This is a genomic window from Pseudomonas alcaligenes, from assembly GCF_014490745.1.
Lineage (GTDB): Bacteria > Pseudomonadota > Gammaproteobacteria > Pseudomonadales > Pseudomonadaceae > Aquipseudomonas > Aquipseudomonas alcaligenes_C.
The window spans coordinates 3,876,921-3,893,692 of sequence record NZ_LZEU01000001.1 but is presented as its reverse complement, the minus strand read 5'-3'; the positions used below and the strand labels follow the sequence as shown (position 1 = coordinate 3,893,692).

The window sequence follows — 16,772 nt, the reverse complement described above, 5'->3', positions numbered from 1 at the left end:
AGTGCTACTGGGCCGGGTTCAGGGCCTGGTCGGCGACAATGCTCACGTGGGCGCCGTTATCCAGCTTGAGCTGGCCGGCGGTGACCACCTGCTCGCCGGGCTTGAGGCCCTTGCTGATCACCACCCGCCCGTCGCGGCGCTCGCCGGTGCTGACGAAGCGACGCTCCACCACCAGCTCGGCCTGGCCGCTGGCATCCTTCTGCACCTGGCCGTCTTCGCCCTTCTTCTCGCCGATCACATACACCGAGTTGCCGTACAGGGTGTAGGTGATGGCGGTTTCCGGCACCACCACGGCCGGCTGGTCGTCACCCAGGAGCACCGCGAGGTTGGCGAACATGCCCGGCAGCAGCTTGTTGTCGGGGTTGGCCAGCGTGGCGCGAACCTGCACATTGCGCGTGGTTTCCTCGACCTTGGGGTTGAGCGCGCTGATCTCGCCGGGGAAGGATTCGCCCGGGTAGGCGGCCACGCTGATGCGTACCTGCTGGCCGACGGCCAGCTTGGGCACTGCCTGTTCCGGCAGGAAGAAGTCGACGAACAGGGTCGACAGATCCTGCAGGGTGGCGACCGGGGTGCCAGGGCTCAGGTAGTCACCGGTGTCGACCTGGCGGATGCCGATGGTACCGGCGAAGGGCGCGAGGATGCGCTTCTTGTCCAGGCTGGCCTGCAGCTGGGCAACGCTGGCCTCGGCCTTGAGCAGTTCGGCATTCAGACGGTCGAACTCGCTCTTGGAGATGGCCTGCTTGCCGGCGAGGTTCTTGCCGCGCTCGAACTCCACCCGGGCCAGGCCGCGCACGGCGACGGCGGTGGCGAGGATGGCCTGCTCGACCTGGCTGTCCAGCTGCAGCAGCGGCTGGCCGAGGGTGACCTTCTCGCCGGACTGGAACAGCACCTGGCTGACCGTGCCTTCCACTTCGGCGGTCAGATCCACACCCTGGAAGGCCTTGAGCGTACCGATGGCCGGCAGGCGCGATTGCCAGGGCATCTGCTCGGCCTTGGCGGCAGACACGCTGATGGCCGGCTGCGGTGCCGAGAACATCTGGATCTGCTGGTAGATCGAATAGCCTTTGATGGCGGCGAGAGCGAGCACCACGAGGACAACGACGCCCAGCATGATAAGCATGCGGCGGAGCAACATATTCCGGTTCCTTGGCAAGGTGTGGAGGCCTGGGAATAGGCAAGAGGCGCACCTTAGAACGACTTGAACAGCAAGTCAAAAACGCAGGTTTGCAAGAGATTGCGAGGGCTGCCTGGCGCAACGCAGCGTTGCGCCGGTGCAGGTTGCGGCACTTCCTTGTGCCGTGAGGAGGGTCAGGCGCTGAGGCGGCTGGTCACTTCGCTGAGCTGGGCGGACAGGTCGTGCAGGTTGTGGCTGGCGCTTTCGGTGCGCTGCACGTTCTCCTGGTTGGTGGTAGCGATGGCGGTGATCTCGGTGAGGTTGCGCGAAATGTCCTCGGCCACCGAAGTCTGCTCCTCGGCGGCGGTGGCAATCTGCCGGTTCATGTCGCGGATCGCCTCCACCGCGCCGGTAATGCGCTGCAGCATGGCACCGGCCTCGGTGACCTGGGTCACGCCTTCCTCGCTGCGGTTCTGACCATTTTCGATGGCGCGCACGGCATTCACCGCGCCGGTCTGCACCGTGTCGATGATCTGGTGGATCTCGGCGGTGGACTCGGCGGTGCGCTGGGCCAGGGTGCGTACCTCATCGGCCACCACGGCGAAGCCGCGGCCCTGTTCGCCGGCGCGCGCCGCCTCGATGGCGGCGTTGAGCGCCAGCAGGTTGGTCTGCTCGGCGATGCCGCGAATCACTTCCAGCACCTTGCCGATGCGCCCGCTGTCGTTCTCCAGGCGGCGGATCACCTCGGCAGTGTTGGCGATCTCGCTGCGCATGGTGGTGATGGTGTGGATGGTCTGCTCCATCACCTTGCCGCCCTGGCGCGCCGAGTTGTCGGCATCGTCGGCGGCACCGGCGGCGTCGGCCGCATGGCTGGCGACCTGCTGGGCGGTAGCGGACATCTCGTGCATGGCGGTGGCCACCTGGTCGGTGCGCGAGAACTGCTCGCGGGTGCCCTGCGACATCAGGGTGGCGATGGCATTCAGCTCGCCGCTAGCGGTGTCCAGCTGGCTGGTGCTGTGTTTCAGGCGGGTGAAGGTGTCGGCGAGGAAGTCGCGCAGGGTGTTGGCCGCCACGGCCAGGCGGCCCAGCTCGTTCTGGCGGTCGGCATTGACGCGCTGGCCGAAGTTGCCCTGGCTGAGCTTGGCGATATGGTCGATCAGCATGGTGATCGGGCCGATCAGGTTACGGTTGACCAGCCACAGGCTGAACAGACCGACCAGCACGCTGGCGCCGAGCATCAGCAGGGTGCCGAGCAGGATGGTGCGCTCGGCGCTGGCGTTGATCTGTTTGGCCTGCTCCAGGCTCTGGTCATGCAGCTGGGTGACCAGGGCCGTCATCTGCTCGCTGGCTGCACGGTCGATGCCTTTGACGGCAGCATCGCCGGCCTGCGGGTTGGCGCCAGCGGCGAGGAAGGCCTCGCGGCCCTTGCGGTAGTTGGCGCCGAGTGCCTGGTGCTCGCTGCGCAGGCGTTCGACCTGGTTGCGCAGGGCCGGGTCGACCTCGCTGGCCAGCTTGCCGAGAATCTTCTGCACCTTGGCTTCCTGGTCTTCGAACTGCTTCCAGTACTTGTCCAGGTTGGCCGGATCCTGGCCGCGCAGCAGGACGTTCTTCCATTCTTGCACCTGGGACTTGAATTCCAGGTTGGCCTGGTCGACCAGTTGTGAAGCCTCCACCGGGCCAGCGAGCAGGCCGCGGTAGGCCTGCATGCCGCCGGAGAGGAAACTGAAGCAGGCCAGGGCGGTGATCAGGATCAGTGCCAGGCTGCCGCCGAGCAGCGCGAGTATCTGCGCGCGCAGGGATTTCTGCAGGAACATGGGGGAGACCTCTTCGGGGTGGTTGCCCCCGGCACCGGGAACGGCGCCGGAACTGCGGATATCCCTATCACCCGGCTATGAAGCGCCGGTGACACAGGGCCCGCGGGGAAGCGGGCGCGAGTGCAACGTCCAATCAGTATAGGTCGGCCGCCGCCGGCTGGCCTAAAGCCATGCCCCGGGCTTTTTCTGCCGCGGCGGTACTGCCGCTCAGGCCAGGCGCAGGTGGTTGTCCCACAGGCCGGCCGGCAGCGCCAGGGACTGCGCGGTGATCTGCGCGCCGCGGCAGTCGTACAGACGGCAGCGGCCTTGGCCGGAAGTGACCACGAAGCCGTCGGCCACCGCGCCGACGCCGGCGCAGTCGGCCAGCGGGGCATCCAGCAGCAGCGCGCTGCTGTCCAGGTTCCAGATGAAGAAGCGGTTGCCGCGCGGCGCAGTCAGGGCCAGCAGGCGCAGCTCGTTGTGGATCGCCAGGCTGGCGGTGTACTGGTTCATTGCCGCGCGTTGCGCCTCGCCCAGCGGGAAGTGCTGGAACGCCTGGCCGGGGCGCTTGATCGCCAGCAGCGGCACGCTGTCGGTTGGTTCGCCCTCGTACTGCTGGCCGGAGACGATGGTGCCGTCGCTGGCCACGGCCAGGTGGCGCACGCTGTTCATCTGTTCCGGCAGCTGCTCCTTGCTCACCAGGGCGCCGTCGCGGCGCATCAGCACCAGGCTGGGCTCCATGGCGTCGAGGTTCATCATCACCCGGCTGTCGGCCTCGGTGCGGATGCCGCCGTTGGCCACCACCAGGGTTTCGCCGTCGGGCATCCACAGCAGCTGGTGCGGGCCCAGGCCATGGGTCGACAGCTCATGGTCGCGGCGCAGCAGGCCGGCCTCGACGCGGTAGGCGCCGAGCACGCCGCGGCCCGGGTCGCTGGTGTCGTTTTCGGTGCTGTAGAACCACGCGCCATCCTTGTGGAACACGCCGTGGCCGTAGAAGTGGCGATCCTTGGGCGAGGCCAGGGTCTGCAGCAGGCGGCCGTCGCGCAGGTCGATCAGGTAGCTCTCGCGGCTTGGCCGGCGGCCGACGAACACCGCCATCGGCAGGCTCGGGTGCGGCACCACGTCGTGGCAGCGCTCGGCAACACGGGTGGCAAAGGCTTTGCTGCCGTCCAGGCGATAGCCCACTGCATAGTGGTTGCCGTCGCTGTCGTCACGGGCCGAGACCAGCAGCGGCTGCGGGCCGTGGTCGATGAGTTTCCAGCCGCCCAGGGCGCTGGCGGCGAGGGCGGCGGCGCCCAGGCCGAGAAAAGCTCTGCGTTGCATGAATCAGTCTCCGTCGTGGGCGTTGAAGCCGAGCTGGATGCCGAGGGCCTTGGCCAGTTCGCCTTCGTGCAGGCGATGCAGCTGGTTGAGGCTGTCGTAGAAGGCATTCAGTTCGGCGCGCCCGGCCTCGTCGGTGAGCAGTTCGCCGAGCGGGCGCTCGAGGCTGGCCAGTTGCTGGCGGGTGGCGCTGTACTGCTGGTCGATACGCTGGGCCAGGTCGGCCTGCTCGCTGCCGAGCAGGGCCTTGATGCCGTCCTGGTTGGCGCCCAGCCAGACCCGTTCGGCGCTGGCCAGGGCGGAGGCCAGGCTGGCGATGCTGGCATTGCTGCGCCAGAACTCGGCCTGGTAGGGCTGGGCGATGCCCTTGCTCTGGCGACCGAGGGCGGTGCCGAGCTTCTTCTTCAGGCCGTCGATGCCGCTGACCTGGGTACGCAGCAGGTCGGCCACGGCCTCGGTGGATTCGTTGTAGCGGGTATTGGGGAAGGTCTTCAGCTGCTCGGCCATGCCGTCCTTGGCTTGCCACTGGCTCAGTACCGTGGCGGAGAGCTGCTGCTGGTGCTGGCCGATGGCGATCAGCAGCGGGCAGTAGCGGCTCTTCTGGGCGGCATCGTCGAGGTCGATGGCCGGGTCGAACAGTACGTACTCATAGGCGGTCAGGCCTTGCAGCACCACGCTGGACTTGTCCAGGTCGGCGACGCTGAGCTGCGGCTTGCTCTTGAGCAGGGCCTCGACCTGGCGCTGCACCAGGTTCTTCTTGTCCGGCCAGAACTGCACCTGCCAGGCACGGTTGCCTTCGGCCAGCGGGCCGATCAGCAGCGGTTGCAGGGCGGCCCAGCTGCCCACGGCGGTGAGGTAGGCCTGGCGCGCGCTGGGCAGATCCTGGCTGCCGTTGCAGAAGGCCTGGGCATTGCCGGCCAGCTGCTGGTTGCTTTGAGCCCAGGTGCTGTAGGCCGGCAGCAGGACGCCTTCGGTGATGGCGCTGGCGGCTTTCTGCTGGAGATCCTGCGGGCCACAAGCGGCCAGGGCGAGGCCGCACAGGGCGGTGGCCAGGATGGATAGACGGGACATGCTCGGCTCCTTACAGGGAGTTGAGGAAGGCCAACAGCGCGTTGCGCTGTTCGGCATCGTAGGTGAGGACGTACTGCTTCGCCGGCTCGGCCTCGCCGCCGTGCCAGAGGATGGCCTCCAGCAGGTTGCGCGCACGGCCGTCGTGGAGGAACTGGGTGTGGCCGCTGACCACTTCGGTCAGGCCGATGCCCCACAGCGGCGCGGTGCGCCACTGGCGGCCGTTGGCCTGGAACTCGCTGCGCTGGTCGGCCAGGCCGTCGCCCATGTCGTGCAGCAGCAGGTCGCTGTAGGGGCGGATGGTCTGGTTGGTCAGCTCCGGTTCGGCGGCAGTGGCGGCGGTGGTGAAGCTCGGTACATGGCACTTCTGGCAGCCGGCCTCATGGAACAGCTGCTTGCCCTGGCGCACGGCCAGGTCGTCGACGTTGCGGCGTGCCGGTACGGCCAGGTTGCGGGTGTAGAACAGCACGCTGGCGGCGATGCTGTCGCTGACTTCCGGCTCACCGCCATTCACCGCGTTGCGGCAGTCGAACTGGCTCGCCGTGCAGTCGTCGTGGACGACCAGGCTGCTGGTCAGGCCCATGTCGTTGGCGAAGGCGTGGGCGTTCTGCTGGGCCAGGCTGGGCTGGCCGGCCTTCCAGCCGAAGCGGCCGAGTACCGTGGTGCCGCGGGCATCGTCCCAGACCCGGTTGGCCACGCCGCGAATGCCGTCGCCATCGCGGTCGTCAGGGTCGGCATTGGCCAGCAGGGCGCTTTCCGGGATGGCTTCGAGCAGGCCGAGGCCGATCATCGGCGGGGCGATGCGTACGGAAAACTGGGTGTCCGGGCGCATGGCGCCGTAGCCCAGCTTGCTGATCTGCAGCTGCGGCTGGCGCAGCTCGACGCGGGTACCGTCGGCGAAGCTCACCGCTACGGTGCTGTAGTTGACCCGCACCTTGCCTTCGGGGGCGGTGCCGGGGTTGCTCATGTCCTGCAGCTGGCCGCCGTAGACCGGTTCGGCAATCACCCCGGCCCGCTCCAGCAGGGCGGCGTGTTCGGCCGAGCCGTCGGCCGGAATCGACAGGCGCACCAGCATCGAGGCGGCACTGTTGGCGCCGGGCTCGGGCGGGTGACCGCGACCATCCTTGATGTGGCAGTTCTGGCAGGCATTGGTGTTGAACAGCGGGCCGAGGCCGTCACGCGCGGTGGTGGTGGTCGGCGCGATCACCCAGGGGTTGCGGAAGAAACTGTTGCCCACGCTGAAGTCGAGACGGCGCGAGGGCTGCAGGTTGGCCGAGGGCAGGGAGAAGGCGTTGTGGTCGCGCTGCTGCACCGTGGTGGTGCCGCCGGACAGTGCTTCACCCGGCTCGGCGGGCGGCGCGGCCTGTTCGCAGGCGGCCAGGCCGAGAGCCAGGGCCAGTATGCAGAGGCGAAACGGGTGCGGCATCGGAACGGCAACCTGGACGACGGGTCGGGCGGGCAATCTTAGCAGGCTAATGGTGGGCGAATAAGAGCTGTTTGCGTTTGTGTGGTGGCGCAGATGTCGCAGGCATAAAAAACGGATGCGCCTTGTGGGCGCATCCGTTGGTCAGTACTGAGGGGTGATCAGAACTGGTGGTCGGCGGTATCCGGGTTCAGACCGCTGATGCCGAGAGCGGCGGAAGCCTTCTCGATGGCGCCGGTCTGGGTGACCAGGGCTGCGATGGCATCGCGCACCAGTTGCTGGCCGGCGGCGTTGTCGGCGGCGATCAGCTGGTCGAAGTGCACGTTGTTCTTCTCGGCGCTGTCGACCAGGGCCTGCAGCTTGGCCTGGGTGGCGTCCAGGTCGGCCTTCAGGGTGGTATCGGCAGCGGCATCGACCTTGGCGACCAGGGAGGACAGGCTCGGGCCGCTCAGGGTGCTGCCGTCGACTTTCTTGTACTCGCCCAGGTAGATGTTGCGAATGCCTTTGGCGTCGTAGTAGTGCGAGTTGTGGGTGTTGTCGCTGAAGCAGTCGTGCTCGTCTTCGGTGGAGTTGGCTTCCAGGGCGACCTTCATGCGCTCGCCGGCCAGCTCGCCCAGACCCAGGCTACCCATGCCGAACAGCATCTTGCGCAGGCCGTTCTCGGCCGGTTCGGCTTCCAGCTTGGCGCGGTAGTTGTCGGCAACGCCGGCTTGCCACTGGGCAACCATGCTGTCGAGGTCGGCGACCAGCAGGTCGGTGGCGGCTTTCAGGTAGGCGCGGCGACGCTCGTTGTGACCACCGGTGGCGCCGGCGCCAGTCAGGTAATCGCTGGCCGGGCGCGCGCCGGCACCCGGGTTGGTGCCGTTGAGATCCTGGCCCCAGAGGAGGAATTCGATGGCGTGGTAGCCGGTGGCGACGTTGGCCTCGGAGCCGCCCAGTTCGTTGAGGCTGGCCAGTTTTTCGCCGGTCAGTTCCTTCACGTCGACCTTGTCTTCGCCGACCTGGATCTCGGTGTTGGCGATGATGTTGGCGGTGGCGGCCGGGTTGCCCTGAGCCTGGGCGGTGTCGGCGGCAACGTAGTCGATCAGGCCTTCGTCCAGCGGCCAGGCGTTCAGTTGGCCTTCCCAGTCATCGACCACGGCGTTGCCGAAGCGGAACACTTCGGTCTGCATGTACGGCACGCGGGCGGCCAGCCAGGCTTCGCGGGCGGCCTTCAGGGTGGCGTCGCTGGGGTTGGCGAGCAGGGCGTCGACGGCGCTCTGCAGAGTCTTGCCGGTGCTGGCGGCGTCGCTGAACACGGCAAAGGCGATGTCGGCGTAGTGGCTGACCACGGCCTTGGCGGCGGCGTCTTCGACTTTCAGGCTGCTGGCGCTGGCTGCGGCGGGCGCGGTGGCGGCAGCTTGCGGGGCGGCTGCTTCCTTCTTGTCATCGCCACAGCCGGCGAGGGAGATGGCGAGGGCCAGCAGGCTGGCGGTAGCCAGGGGCATACGAGTCATGGCGAGTTCCTTTGCATATGAAAGTGAGAGCGAGACGCAAGCGCGCTAGAAAACTGCGCAATAATGCGAAAGATTTTCATTTTATGCAAAGGGCAGCGCGGTGCCTGGCTGCCGGAGGCTTAGGACTTGCCTGGGCGGTGTGCGTGCTTGGGCAGTTGCACCACTCGGCTTTCCGAATAGATGTCGTGCCAGCTGCGTTTGTCCTTGTCCCACAGTATCCACAGGAAGCCGAGGCCGCAGGCCAGCCAGGAGGCGATGGCCACGACGAAGCGCAGCAGGGCCTGCCACAGGCTGACGGCCGAACCGTCGGCGTTCTGGATGCGCACGCCCCAGACCTGCATGCCGAGGGTCTGGCCATTGTGTGTCCAGAACTTGGCGAAGAAGGCGAACAGGCTGAGCAGCAGCAGGGAGGAGAGCAGCGGGTCGCCGTCCAGGGCGCCGGCGTCGGACAGCTGGTGCAGGCGGGCTTCGCCGATGATGGCCATTTGCACGCCTTTATAGATGAGGGTGACCACCATCAGCAGGGCGATGCTGAGCAGGAAGTCATAGAAGATTGCGGCGAGGCGACGGATCAGGCCGGCGGCGGGGAAGTCGCCTTGGGGGCGCAGCATGTGCTTGGGCATGGCAGGCTCGGAGCAGAAAAAGTGCGCGGATTGTACGGGCAACAAATCGCAGGCACAAAAAAGCCCCTGATGTTGCCATCAGGGGCTTTTCGGAGCAGCGACTTAGCCCAGGATCTGGACTTTGTCAGCTTGCATGCCTTTCTGGCCTTGCACGGCTTCGAAGGTAACTTTCTGGCCTTCTTTCAGGCTCTTGAAGCCGTTGCCTTCGATAGCGCGGAAGTGCACGAACAGATCCGGACCGCTTTCGGGGGTGATGAAGCCAAAGCCCTTCTCGTCGTTGAACCACTTAACGGTGCCGGTTTGACGATTCGACATGTCTTATTTCCTTGAAACTAGAGTTGATGACAGCCTCTTGCTCTGGCGAAGAGGGCTGGAACTGGTTGCAGAGAGTAAGAGAAGTCGAGCGGGATGTAGCGGATCTAGGATCTACTGCACCAGGTCACGATTCAAGGCGACCCATGCAAACACAGTTGACCCACTCTACGCTAACTCAAAGAGATTTGCCAACCCCTTCGGAGTGGGCATTTTCAGCGGCTTTGCGGAGGGCTTTGCAGGCTGAAACGAGGAGGAAAATCGTGGTGCCCCGGGGGAGACTCGAACTCCCACTCCTTTCGAAAACGGATTTTGAATCCGCCGCGTCTACCATTCCGCCACCGGGGCACGATGGCGGCGCAGTATAGGGAGGCGACTGGGGCCGGTCAATCGGCTCGCGTGGCCAGAATCTGCGCTTTCCGGTAGACTTTGCGGCCCTGCAAGACGATCCCCACCATGCGCGTTGCCGACTTCCATTTCGACCTTCCCGAACAGCTGATTGCCCGTCACCCCCTGGCCGAGCGCCGTGCCAGCCGCCTGCTGGTGCTGGATGGGCCGAGCGGTCAGCTGGCCCACCGTCAGTTCATCGATCTGCTCGACTACCTGCGCCCTGGCGACCTGATGGTGTTCAACGACACCCGGGTGATTCCGGCCCGGCTGTTCGGCCAGAAGGCTTCCGGCGGCAAGCTGGAAGTGCTGGTCGAGCGCGTGCTGGACGAGTACCGGGTGCTGGCCCATGTGCGCTCGAGCAAGTCGCCCAAGCCCGGTTCGCTGATCCATATAGAAGGTGGTGGCGAGGCCGAGATGGTCGCCCGCCACGATGCGCTGTTCGAGCTGCGCTTCAGCGAGGCGGTGCTGCCACTGCTGGAGCGGGTCGGTCATATGCCGCTGCCGCCCTACATCGACCGCGCCGACGATGCTTCCGATCGCGAGCGCTACCAGACCGTGTATTCCGATCGGGGCAAGGCCGGTGCCGTGGCGGCGCCGACTGCCGGGCTGCACTTCGACGAAGAGTTGCTGGCGGCGATTCGTGCCAAGGGTATCGGTACTGCATTCGTGACCCTGCATGTTGGCGCCGGCACTTTCCAGCCGGTGCGCGTCGAGCGCATCGAGGATCACCACATGCACCACGAGTGGCTGCAGGTCGATCAGGCGGTGGTCGATGCCGTGGCCGCCTGCAAGGCGCGTGGTGGGCGAGTGATCGCGGTGGGCACCACCAGCGTGCGCTCGCTGGAGACGGCTGCCCGTGACGGCGAACTCAAGGCTTTCAGCGGCGATACCAATATCTTCATTTATCCGGGGCGGCCGTTCCACGTGGTCGACGCCCTGGTGACCAATTTCCACCTGCCGGAGTCGACCCTGCTGATGCTGGTCTCGGCCTTCGCCGGTTATCCCGAGACCATGGCTGCCTATGCCATGGCCGTGGAGCAGCAGTACCGCTTCTTCAGTTACGGCGATGCCATGTTCATCACCCGCAATCCCGCTGCGCGCGGCCCCGAGGAAACCCTATGAGTCACATGTCCTTCGAGCTGCTGGCCACTGACGGGCGTGCCCGTCGCGGTCGCCTGACCTTCCCGCGTGGCGTGGTGGAGACCCCGGCCTTCATGCCGGTCGGCACCTACGGCACGGTCAAGGGCATGCTGCCGCGCGACATCGAGGCGATTGGTGCGCAGATCATTCTCGGCAACACCTTCCACCTGTGGCTGCGCCCGGGCACCGAAGTGATCAAGCGTCACGGCGATCTGCACGACTTCATGCAGTGGCAGGGGCCGATCCTCACCGACTCCGGTGGCTTCCAGGTGTTCAGTCTGGGTGCCATGCGCAAGATCAAGGAGGAGGGCGTGTACTTCGCCTCGCCGGTGGATGGCGCCAAGGTGTTCATGGGGCCGGAAGAGTCGATGCAGGTGCAGCGCGACCTGGGTTCGGACATCGTGATGATCTTCGACGAGTGCACCCCGTACCCGGCCGATTTCGACGTGGCCAAGCGCTCCATGGAGCTGTCGCTGCGCTGGGCCAAGCGCTCGAAGAATGCCCATGAGGGCAATCCGTCGGCATTGTTCGGCATCGTCCAGGGCGGCATGCATGAAGAGCTGCGCATGCGTTCGCTGGAGGGGCTCTGCGAGATCGGCTTCGATGGTCTGGCCATCGGCGGTCTGTCGGTGGGTGAACCGAAGGAAGAGATGATCCGCGTGCTGGACTTCCTGCCGCCACAGCTGCCGGCCGACAAGCCGCGCTACCTGATGGGCGTGGGCAAGCCGGAAGACCTGGTCGAGGGCGTGCGCCGCGGAGTGGACATGTTCGACTGCGTGATGCCGACTCGCAACGCGCGCAACGGCCATCTGTTCACCGATACCGGGGTGGTCAAGATCCGCAACGCGGTGCACAAGCACGACGATTCGCCGCTGGATCCGAGCTGCGATTGCTACACCTGCCAGAACTTCACTCGCGCCTACCTGTACCACCTGGACAAGTGCGGCGAAATGCTCGGCAGCATGCTCAATACCATCCACAACTTGCGCCATTATCAGCGCCTGATGGCTGGTTTGCGCGAGGCCATTCAACAGGGTACATTGGCCGCCTTTGTCGATGCCTTCTACGCCCGCCGCGGCCAGCAGACGCCGCCTCTGGAGCCCTGAAAGGGTGTGCCCGGGGCATTGAAAACGGCCGGGCACGACCCCATCTGCATCGATACGCACAGGGCGCGACCGGATCGCGCTGCTGATCGGCGCGCCGGGCGGCGAGCCGCTAGCGAATAACAAACAGTTTCAAGACCTCGAAATAGGAGTTCCCGATGAGTTTTCTGATCCCTGCGGCCTATGCCGATGCCGCTGCACCGGCCGTTGCCGCCGCGCCGGGTGGCGAGTGGGTGAACGCCCTGATGCTGGGTGGTTTCGTGGTCATCTTCTACCTGATGATCTGGCGCCCCCAGGCCAAGCGTGCCAAGGAGCAGAAGAACCTGCTCGGTGGCCTGCAGAAGGGTGACGAAGTGGTGACCACCGGTGGTATCGCCGGCAAGATCACCAAGGTCAGCGATGATTTCGTGGTCGTTGAGGTCTCCGACAAGGTCGAGCTCAAGTTCCAGAAGCAGGCCATTGCGGCGACCCTGCCGAAGGGCACGCTGAAAGCCATCTAACGATTCATTCTTCAGTAACGACGGGGCGCATTAGGCGCCCCGTGTCATAACGGGCGGCGTCATGCTCAACAAATATCCTCTGTGGAAGTACCTGCTGATCCTGGCTGTGCTGGCGGTTGGCTTCATCTACTCCGCACCCAACCTGTATCCGGACGATCCGGCCATCCAGATCAGCGGCAACAGCTCGGCGCTGCAGATCACCCAGGGCGACCTGGATCGCGTGGGCAAGGCGCTTGCCGATGCCGGTATCGCGGTCAAGGCCAGCAGCCTGGGGGGCAAGGGCAAGGGTGGCCTGCTGCGCCTGGCCAAGCAGGAAGACCAGCTGCCGGCCAAGGCCCTGGCGCTGAAGCTGCTGGGTGACGATTACGTGGTGGCCCTGAACCTGGCGCCGACCACGCCGCAGTGGCTGCGCAATATTGGCGCCGGCCCGATGAAGCTGGGTCTGGACTTGTCCGGTGGTGTGCACTTCCTGCTGGAAGTGGACATGGACAAGGCGCTGGATGCGCGCTTGAAGGTCTACGAGAGCGAGGTCAAGACCCTGCTGCGCAAGGAGCGCCTGCGCTACCGCAGCCTGCCGCAGCAGGATGGTGCTATTCAGCTCGGCTTTGCCGGCAGCGATGACCTGGAAAAGGCGCAGAGTCTGATCCGCAAGAGCTTCAACGATTTCGAGATGACGGCTGCCGAGCGCGGCGGTCAGCAGGTGCTGCGCCTGGCCCTGAGCCAGGCCAAGCAGGTCGAGATTCGCGAATACTCGATCAAGCAGAACCTGACCACCGTGCGTAACCGGGTCAACGAGCTGGGCGTGGCCGAGCCGCTGGTGCAGCGCCAGGGTGCCAACCGCATCGTGGTCGAGCTGCCGGGCGTGCAGGACACTGCCGAAGCCAAGCGTATCCTCGGCAAGACCGCCAACCTGGAGTTCCGCCTGGCTGCCGAGGCCGACGCGCCGCGTTCTGCCACCGAGTCCTTCGAGTTCCGCGAGCAGAACCGTCCGGCCGTGCCGCTGGAGCGTGGCCTGATCATCACCGGTGACCAGGTGACCGACGCCAGCGCCAGCTTCGACGAGAACGGTCGCCCGCAGGTGAACATCCGTCTCGACGGCCATGGCGGCGAGCTGATGAACCGTGCCACCCGTAACAACGTCGGGCGCAGCATGGCGGTGATCTTCATCGAGCAGAAGCCGCAGACCCGCTACGTCAAGCAGCTGGTCGACGGCGTCGAGAAAGACGTGCCGGTGCAGAGCTTCAAGGAAGAGAAGAAGATCATCAGCCTGGCGACCATCCAGTCGGCCCTCGGCAGCCAGTTCCGCATCACCGGCCTGAACGGTCAGGGCGAGTCCTCGGAGCTGGCCCTGCTGCTGCGTGCCGGTGGTCTGGCGGCGCCGATGTACTTCGCCGAAGAGCGCACCATCGGCCCGAGCCTGGGTGCCGACAACATTGCCAAGGGTATCGATGCATCCCTGTGGGGCATGCTGCTGGTCTCGCTGTTCATCATCGCCATCTACCGTTTCTTCGGTGTGCTGGCGACCGTGGCGCTGGCCTTCAACATGGTGCTGCTGGTGGCGCTGATGTCGCTGCTCAGTGCGACCCTGACCCTGCCGGGTATCGCCGGTATCGTCCTGACCATGGGTATGGCGGTGGACGCCAACGTGCTGATCTTCTCGCGGATTCGCGAGGAGATCGCCAACGGCATGTCGGTGCAGCGCGCCATTCACGAGGGCTTCGATCGCGCCTATACGGCGATCCTCGACGCCAACCTGACCACCCTGCTGGTCGGCGGCATCCTGTTCGCCATGGGTACCGGGCCGGTCAAGGGCTTCGCCGTGACCATGTCGCTGGGTATCGTCACTTCGATGTTCACCGCCATCATGGTGACCCGTGCCATGGTCAACCTGATCTTCGGCGGTCGCGACTTCAAGAAGCTGTGGATTTGAGGGGCTGATGATGAAACGTACGATCAATTTCATGGGCGTGCGCAATATTGCGTTCGCCATCACCATGCTCCTGACTTTCATTGCTCTGGGTAGCTGGTTCTTCCAGGGGCTGAACTTCGGCCTGGACTTCACCGGTGGTACCCAGATCGAGCTGCGCTATGAAAAGCCGGTCGACCTCAACCAGGTGCGCGAGCAGCTCAAGGGTGCCGGCTTCGAAGATGCTGTGGTGCAGAGCTTCGGTGCCACCACTGACGTGGTGGTGCGTCTGCGTGGCGATGACCAGCAGCTCGGCGGCAGGGTGGTCGAAGCGTTGCAGGCAGCCGATGCCGGTAACCTGATCAAGGACAAGAAAGTCGAGTTCGTCGGCCCGCAGGTGGGTGAAGAGCTGCGCGACCAAGGCGGCCTGGGCATGCTCCTGGCGCTCGGCGGTATCCTCATCTACCTGGCCTTCCGCTTCCAGTGGAAGTTTGCCGTGGGTGCCATTGCCTCGCTGGTGCACGACGTGGTTGTGACCCTGGGTATCCTGTCGTTCTTCCAGATCACTTTCGACCTGACCGTGCTGGCCGCCGTACTGGCGATCATCGGTTACTCGCTGAACGACACCATCGTGGTGTTCGACCGGGTGCGCGAGAACTTCCGCGTGCTGCGCAAGGCCAGCCTGGTCGAGAACATCAACATCTCGACCACTCAGACCCTGCTGCGCACCATGGCGACCTCGATCTCCACTCTGTTGGCCATCGTCGCCCTGCTGCTGTTCGGTGGCGACAACCTGTTCGGCTTCTCCATTGCCCTGTTCGTCGGGGTGCTGGCTGGTACCTACTCGTCGATCTATATCGCCAACGTGGTACTGATCTGGCTGAACCTGAGCAGCGAAGATCTGATCCCGCCGGCCGCCAGTGCCGAGGTGGATGAGCGCCCCTGAGTGCTCGCGCTGTTCCTACAAAGCCCGGTTCTGCCGGGCTTTGTGTTTTTGGCAGCTATATTTGTGCGGCGCTTCCCACTTATCGCCTGGGGGGGCGATATCTGGGGAACTCGTTCTGGCTGGCCTTATCCAAGGCTGGGAAGAGGGCAGAAAGCCCGCGTAGCTCGAATGCAGGAGAAGCATATGAACAAGTCGATGATCGTGGGTGCTGTGCTGGGCGCGGTCGGGGTGACCGCGGGTGGCGCGGTGGCAACCTATAGTCTGGTCAAAGGCCCGGAGTATGCCGAAGTCTTGGCGGTGGAACCGATCAAGGAGACGGTCAAGACGCCGCGCGAAGTGTGCAAGGACGTCACCGTGACCCGGCAGAAGCCGGTCAAGGATCAGCATCAGATCGCCGGTACCGTGCTGGGTGCGGTGGCGGGCGGCCTGCTGGGCAACCAGATCGGTGGCGGCAATGGCAAGAAGCTGGCTACCGTGGCGGGTGCCGTGGGCGGCGGTTATGCCGGCAACAAGGTGCAGGAAGGCATGCAGGAGCGTGACACCTACACCACCACTGAAACCCGTTGCAGTACGGTGACTGACACCAGCGAGAAGGTGTCTGGCTATAACGTGCAATACCAGCTGGATGGCAAGGTCAGCCAGGTGCGCATGGATCACGACCCGGGCAGCCGTATCCCGCTCAACGAGCAGGGTCAGCTGGTGCTGGTGCAGCAGGCGCCGGTCGTGCAGTAAACGCGGCCCATAAAAAAACCGCCCTTCGGGGCGGTTTTTTATGCCGGTGAAACGCCGCGATCAGCGTTTCAGGGCGGGCGGCAGGTGCGGTTGGATTGCGGTCAGCACGGCCTTGAAGCACTTGGTGTTGCCGGCCACTACCTGGCCCTTCTCGAGGAAGTCATGGCCGCCGCTGAAGTCGCTGACCAGGCCGCCAGCTTCCTGGATCAGCAGGGCGCCGGCTGCCATGTCCCACTCGGACAGGCCGAATTCCCAGAAGGCGTCGAAGCGGCCGGCGGCCACGTAGGCCAGATCCAGGCTGGCGGAGCCGGCGCGGCGAATGCCGGCGGTCTGGCCGACCAGGCTGCGGAACATGCCGAAGTAGTTGTCCAGGTGATCCAGCTGGCTATCGCGGAACGGGAAACCGGTGCCGAGCAGGGCGCCTTCCAGGCTCTTGCGATTGCTGACGCGGATGCGGCGGCCGTTGAGGGCTGCGCCGCGGCCGCGGCTGGCGGTGAATTCTTCCTGGCGTACCGGGTCGAGCACCACGGCGTGCTCCAGGCGGCCACGGTATTTGCAGGCGATGCTGACGGCGAAGTGCGGTACGCCGCGGATGAAGTTGGTGGTGCCGTCCAGTGGGTCGATGATCCACTGGTAGTCGGCGCCTTCGCCGCTGCCTTCGATCAGGCCGCCTTCCTCTCCGAGGAAGCCGTGGGTCGGGTAGGCCTTCTGCAAGGCCTGGATGATGGTCTGCTCGGCGGCGCGATCGACTTCGGTGACGTAGTCGCGGGCATCCTTCTCGTTGACGGCGATGACGTCCAGGCGCTCGATGGAGCGGAAGATCAGTTCGCCGGCGCTGCGGGCGGCGCGCAGGGCGATATTCAGCATGGGCTGCATGGGAGATTCACCTGGGGCGTTAAAGAAAGC

Annotated in this window: 15 protein-coding genes and 1 tRNA gene; 6 read left to right on the top strand and 10 right to left on the bottom strand. The window is 65.3% G+C overall.

The window, feature by feature from the left end:
* Positions 1–4 precede the first annotated feature (4 nt).
* From A9179_RS17805 to A9179_RS17765, 9 genes are all read right to left on the bottom strand, one after another.
* Positions 5–1,135, bottom strand: coding sequence for an efflux RND transporter periplasmic adaptor subunit (locus A9179_RS17805; protein ID WP_187807548.1), 1,131 nt, complete (start codon positions 1,133–1,135; stop codon positions 5–7).
* Between the two features lie 173 nt (positions 1,136–1,308).
* A complete protein-coding gene (locus A9179_RS17800; protein ID WP_187807547.1) occupies positions 1,309–2,928 on the bottom strand; it encodes a methyl-accepting chemotaxis protein in 1,620 nt (539 codons plus the stop codon).
* A 207-nt stretch (positions 2,929–3,135) separates the two neighbouring features.
* On the bottom strand, positions 3,136–4,230 hold the full coding sequence (locus A9179_RS17795; protein WP_187807546.1) for a DUF1513 domain-containing protein: 1,095 nt from the start codon (positions 4,228–4,230) through the stop codon (positions 3,136–3,138).
* A 3-nt stretch (positions 4,231–4,233) separates the two neighbouring features.
* The gene (locus A9179_RS17790; RefSeq protein ID WP_187807545.1) at positions 4,234–5,298 is read right to left on the bottom strand and encodes an imelysin family protein; all 1,065 of its coding nucleotides are present in this window, start codon (positions 5,296–5,298) and stop codon (positions 4,234–4,236) included.
* 10 nt (positions 5,299–5,308) lie between these two features.
* Positions 5,309–6,721, bottom strand: a complete 1,413-nt coding sequence (locus tag A9179_RS17785) for a di-heme oxidoreductase family protein (RefSeq protein WP_187807544.1) — start codon at positions 6,719–6,721, stop codon at positions 5,309–5,311.
* Between the two features lie 158 nt (positions 6,722–6,879).
* Positions 6,880–8,214, bottom strand: coding sequence for an imelysin family protein (locus tag A9179_RS17780; protein WP_187807543.1), 1,335 nt, complete (start codon positions 8,212–8,214; stop codon positions 6,880–6,882).
* 119 nt (positions 8,215–8,333) lie between these two features.
* Positions 8,334–8,837, bottom strand: coding sequence for an RDD family protein (locus tag A9179_RS17775; RefSeq protein WP_187807542.1), 504 nt, complete (start codon positions 8,835–8,837; stop codon positions 8,334–8,336).
* 102 nt (positions 8,838–8,939) lie between these two features.
* The gene (locus A9179_RS17770) at positions 8,940–9,152 is read right to left on the bottom strand and encodes a cold-shock protein (protein ID WP_187807541.1); all 213 of its coding nucleotides are present in this window, start codon (positions 9,150–9,152) and stop codon (positions 8,940–8,942) included.
* 261 nt (positions 9,153–9,413) lie between these two features.
* Positions 9,414–9,497, bottom strand: a tRNA-Leu gene (locus tag A9179_RS17765).
* A gap of 108 nt (positions 9,498–9,605) precedes the next feature.
* On the opposite strand from A9179_RS17765, the gene queA reads away from it, so the two are divergent.
* From queA to A9179_RS17735, 6 genes are all read left to right on the top strand, one after another.
* Positions 9,606–10,661, top strand: a complete 1,056-nt coding sequence (queA, locus tag A9179_RS17760) for a tRNA preQ1(34) S-adenosylmethionine ribosyltransferase-isomerase QueA (RefSeq protein ID WP_187807540.1) — start codon at positions 9,606–9,608, stop codon at positions 10,659–10,661.
* Between the two features lie 5 nt (positions 10,662–10,666).
* Positions 10,667–11,785 carry a tRNA guanosine(34) transglycosylase Tgt gene (tgt, locus tag A9179_RS17755; protein ID WP_187808625.1) on the top strand — a complete coding sequence of 373 codons (1,119 nt, stop codon included), beginning with the start codon at positions 10,667–10,669 and terminating at the stop codon, positions 11,783–11,785.
* A gap of 155 nt (positions 11,786–11,940) precedes the next feature.
* Complete coding sequence (gene yajC / locus A9179_RS17750) at positions 11,941–12,282, top strand: preprotein translocase subunit YajC (RefSeq protein WP_187807539.1); 342 nt, start codon at positions 11,941–11,943, stop codon at positions 12,280–12,282.
* Between the two features lie 61 nt (positions 12,283–12,343).
* A complete protein-coding gene (gene secD / locus A9179_RS17745; RefSeq protein ID WP_187807538.1) occupies positions 12,344–14,212 on the top strand; it encodes a protein translocase subunit SecD in 1,869 nt (622 codons plus the stop codon).
* Between the two features lie 10 nt (positions 14,213–14,222).
* Complete coding sequence (secF, locus tag A9179_RS17740; protein ID WP_394354770.1) at positions 14,223–15,134, top strand: protein translocase subunit SecF; 912 nt, start codon at positions 14,223–14,225, stop codon at positions 15,132–15,134.
* Positions 15,135–15,317: 183 nt separating this feature from the next.
* A complete protein-coding gene (locus tag A9179_RS17735; protein ID WP_187807537.1) occupies positions 15,318–15,866 on the top strand; it encodes a glycine zipper 2TM domain-containing protein in 549 nt (182 codons plus the stop codon).
* A 60-nt stretch (positions 15,867–15,926) separates the two neighbouring features.
* Here the strand turns inward: A9179_RS17735 and suhB are convergent, their stop codons facing one another.
* Complete coding sequence (suhB, locus tag A9179_RS17730; protein WP_187807536.1) at positions 15,927–16,742, bottom strand: type III secretion system regulator SuhB; 816 nt, start codon at positions 16,740–16,742, stop codon at positions 15,927–15,929.
* Positions 16,743–16,772: the final 30 nt, after the last annotated feature.

What these genes read in the sequence shown, in the direction of transcription:
- suhB (WP_187807536.1), bottom strand. Translation starts at nt 16,742, where the DNA reads ATGCAGCCCATGCTGAATATCGCCCTGCGCGCCGCCCGCAGCGCCGGC.
- A9179_RS17790 (WP_187807545.1), bottom strand. Translation starts at nt 5,298, where the DNA reads ATGTCCCGTCTATCCATCCTGGCCACCGCCCTGTGCGGCCTCGCCCTG.
- tgt (WP_187808625.1), top strand. Translation starts at nt 10,667, where the DNA reads ATGTCCTTCGAGCTGCTGGCCACTGACGGGCGTGCCCGTCGCGGTCGC.
- A9179_RS17780 (WP_187807543.1), bottom strand. Translation starts at nt 8,214, where the DNA reads ATGACTCGTATGCCCCTGGCTACCGCCAGCCTGCTGGCCCTCGCCATC.
- A9179_RS17735 (WP_187807537.1), top strand. Translation starts at nt 15,318, where the DNA reads ATGAACAAGTCGATGATCGTGGGTGCTGTGCTGGGCGCGGTCGGGGTG.
- A9179_RS17795 (WP_187807546.1), bottom strand. Translation starts at nt 4,230, where the DNA reads ATGCAACGCAGAGCTTTTCTCGGCCTGGGCGCCGCCGCCCTCGCCGCC.
- A9179_RS17770 (WP_187807541.1), bottom strand. Translation starts at nt 9,152, where the DNA reads ATGTCGAATCGTCAAACCGGCACCGTTAAGTGGTTCAACGACGAGAAG.
- secD (WP_187807538.1), top strand. Translation starts at nt 12,344, where the DNA reads ATGCTCAACAAATATCCTCTGTGGAAGTACCTGCTGATCCTGGCTGTG.
- A9179_RS17775 (WP_187807542.1), bottom strand. Translation starts at nt 8,837, where the DNA reads ATGCCCAAGCACATGCTGCGCCCCCAAGGCGACTTCCCCGCCGCCGGC.
- secF (WP_394354770.1), top strand. Translation starts at nt 14,223, where the DNA reads ATGAAACGTACGATCAATTTCATGGGCGTGCGCAATATTGCGTTCGCC.
- A9179_RS17785 (WP_187807544.1), bottom strand. Translation starts at nt 6,721, where the DNA reads ATGCCGCACCCGTTTCGCCTCTGCATACTGGCCCTGGCTCTCGGCCTG.
- A9179_RS17800 (WP_187807547.1), bottom strand. Translation starts at nt 2,928, where the DNA reads ATGTTCCTGCAGAAATCCCTGCGCGCGCAGATACTCGCGCTGCTCGGC.
- A9179_RS17805 (WP_187807548.1), bottom strand. Translation starts at nt 1,135, where the DNA reads ATGTTGCTCCGCCGCATGCTTATCATGCTGGGCGTCGTTGTCCTCGTG.
- yajC (WP_187807539.1), top strand. Translation starts at nt 11,941, where the DNA reads ATGAGTTTTCTGATCCCTGCGGCCTATGCCGATGCCGCTGCACCGGCC.
- queA (WP_187807540.1), top strand. Translation starts at nt 9,606, where the DNA reads ATGCGCGTTGCCGACTTCCATTTCGACCTTCCCGAACAGCTGATTGCC.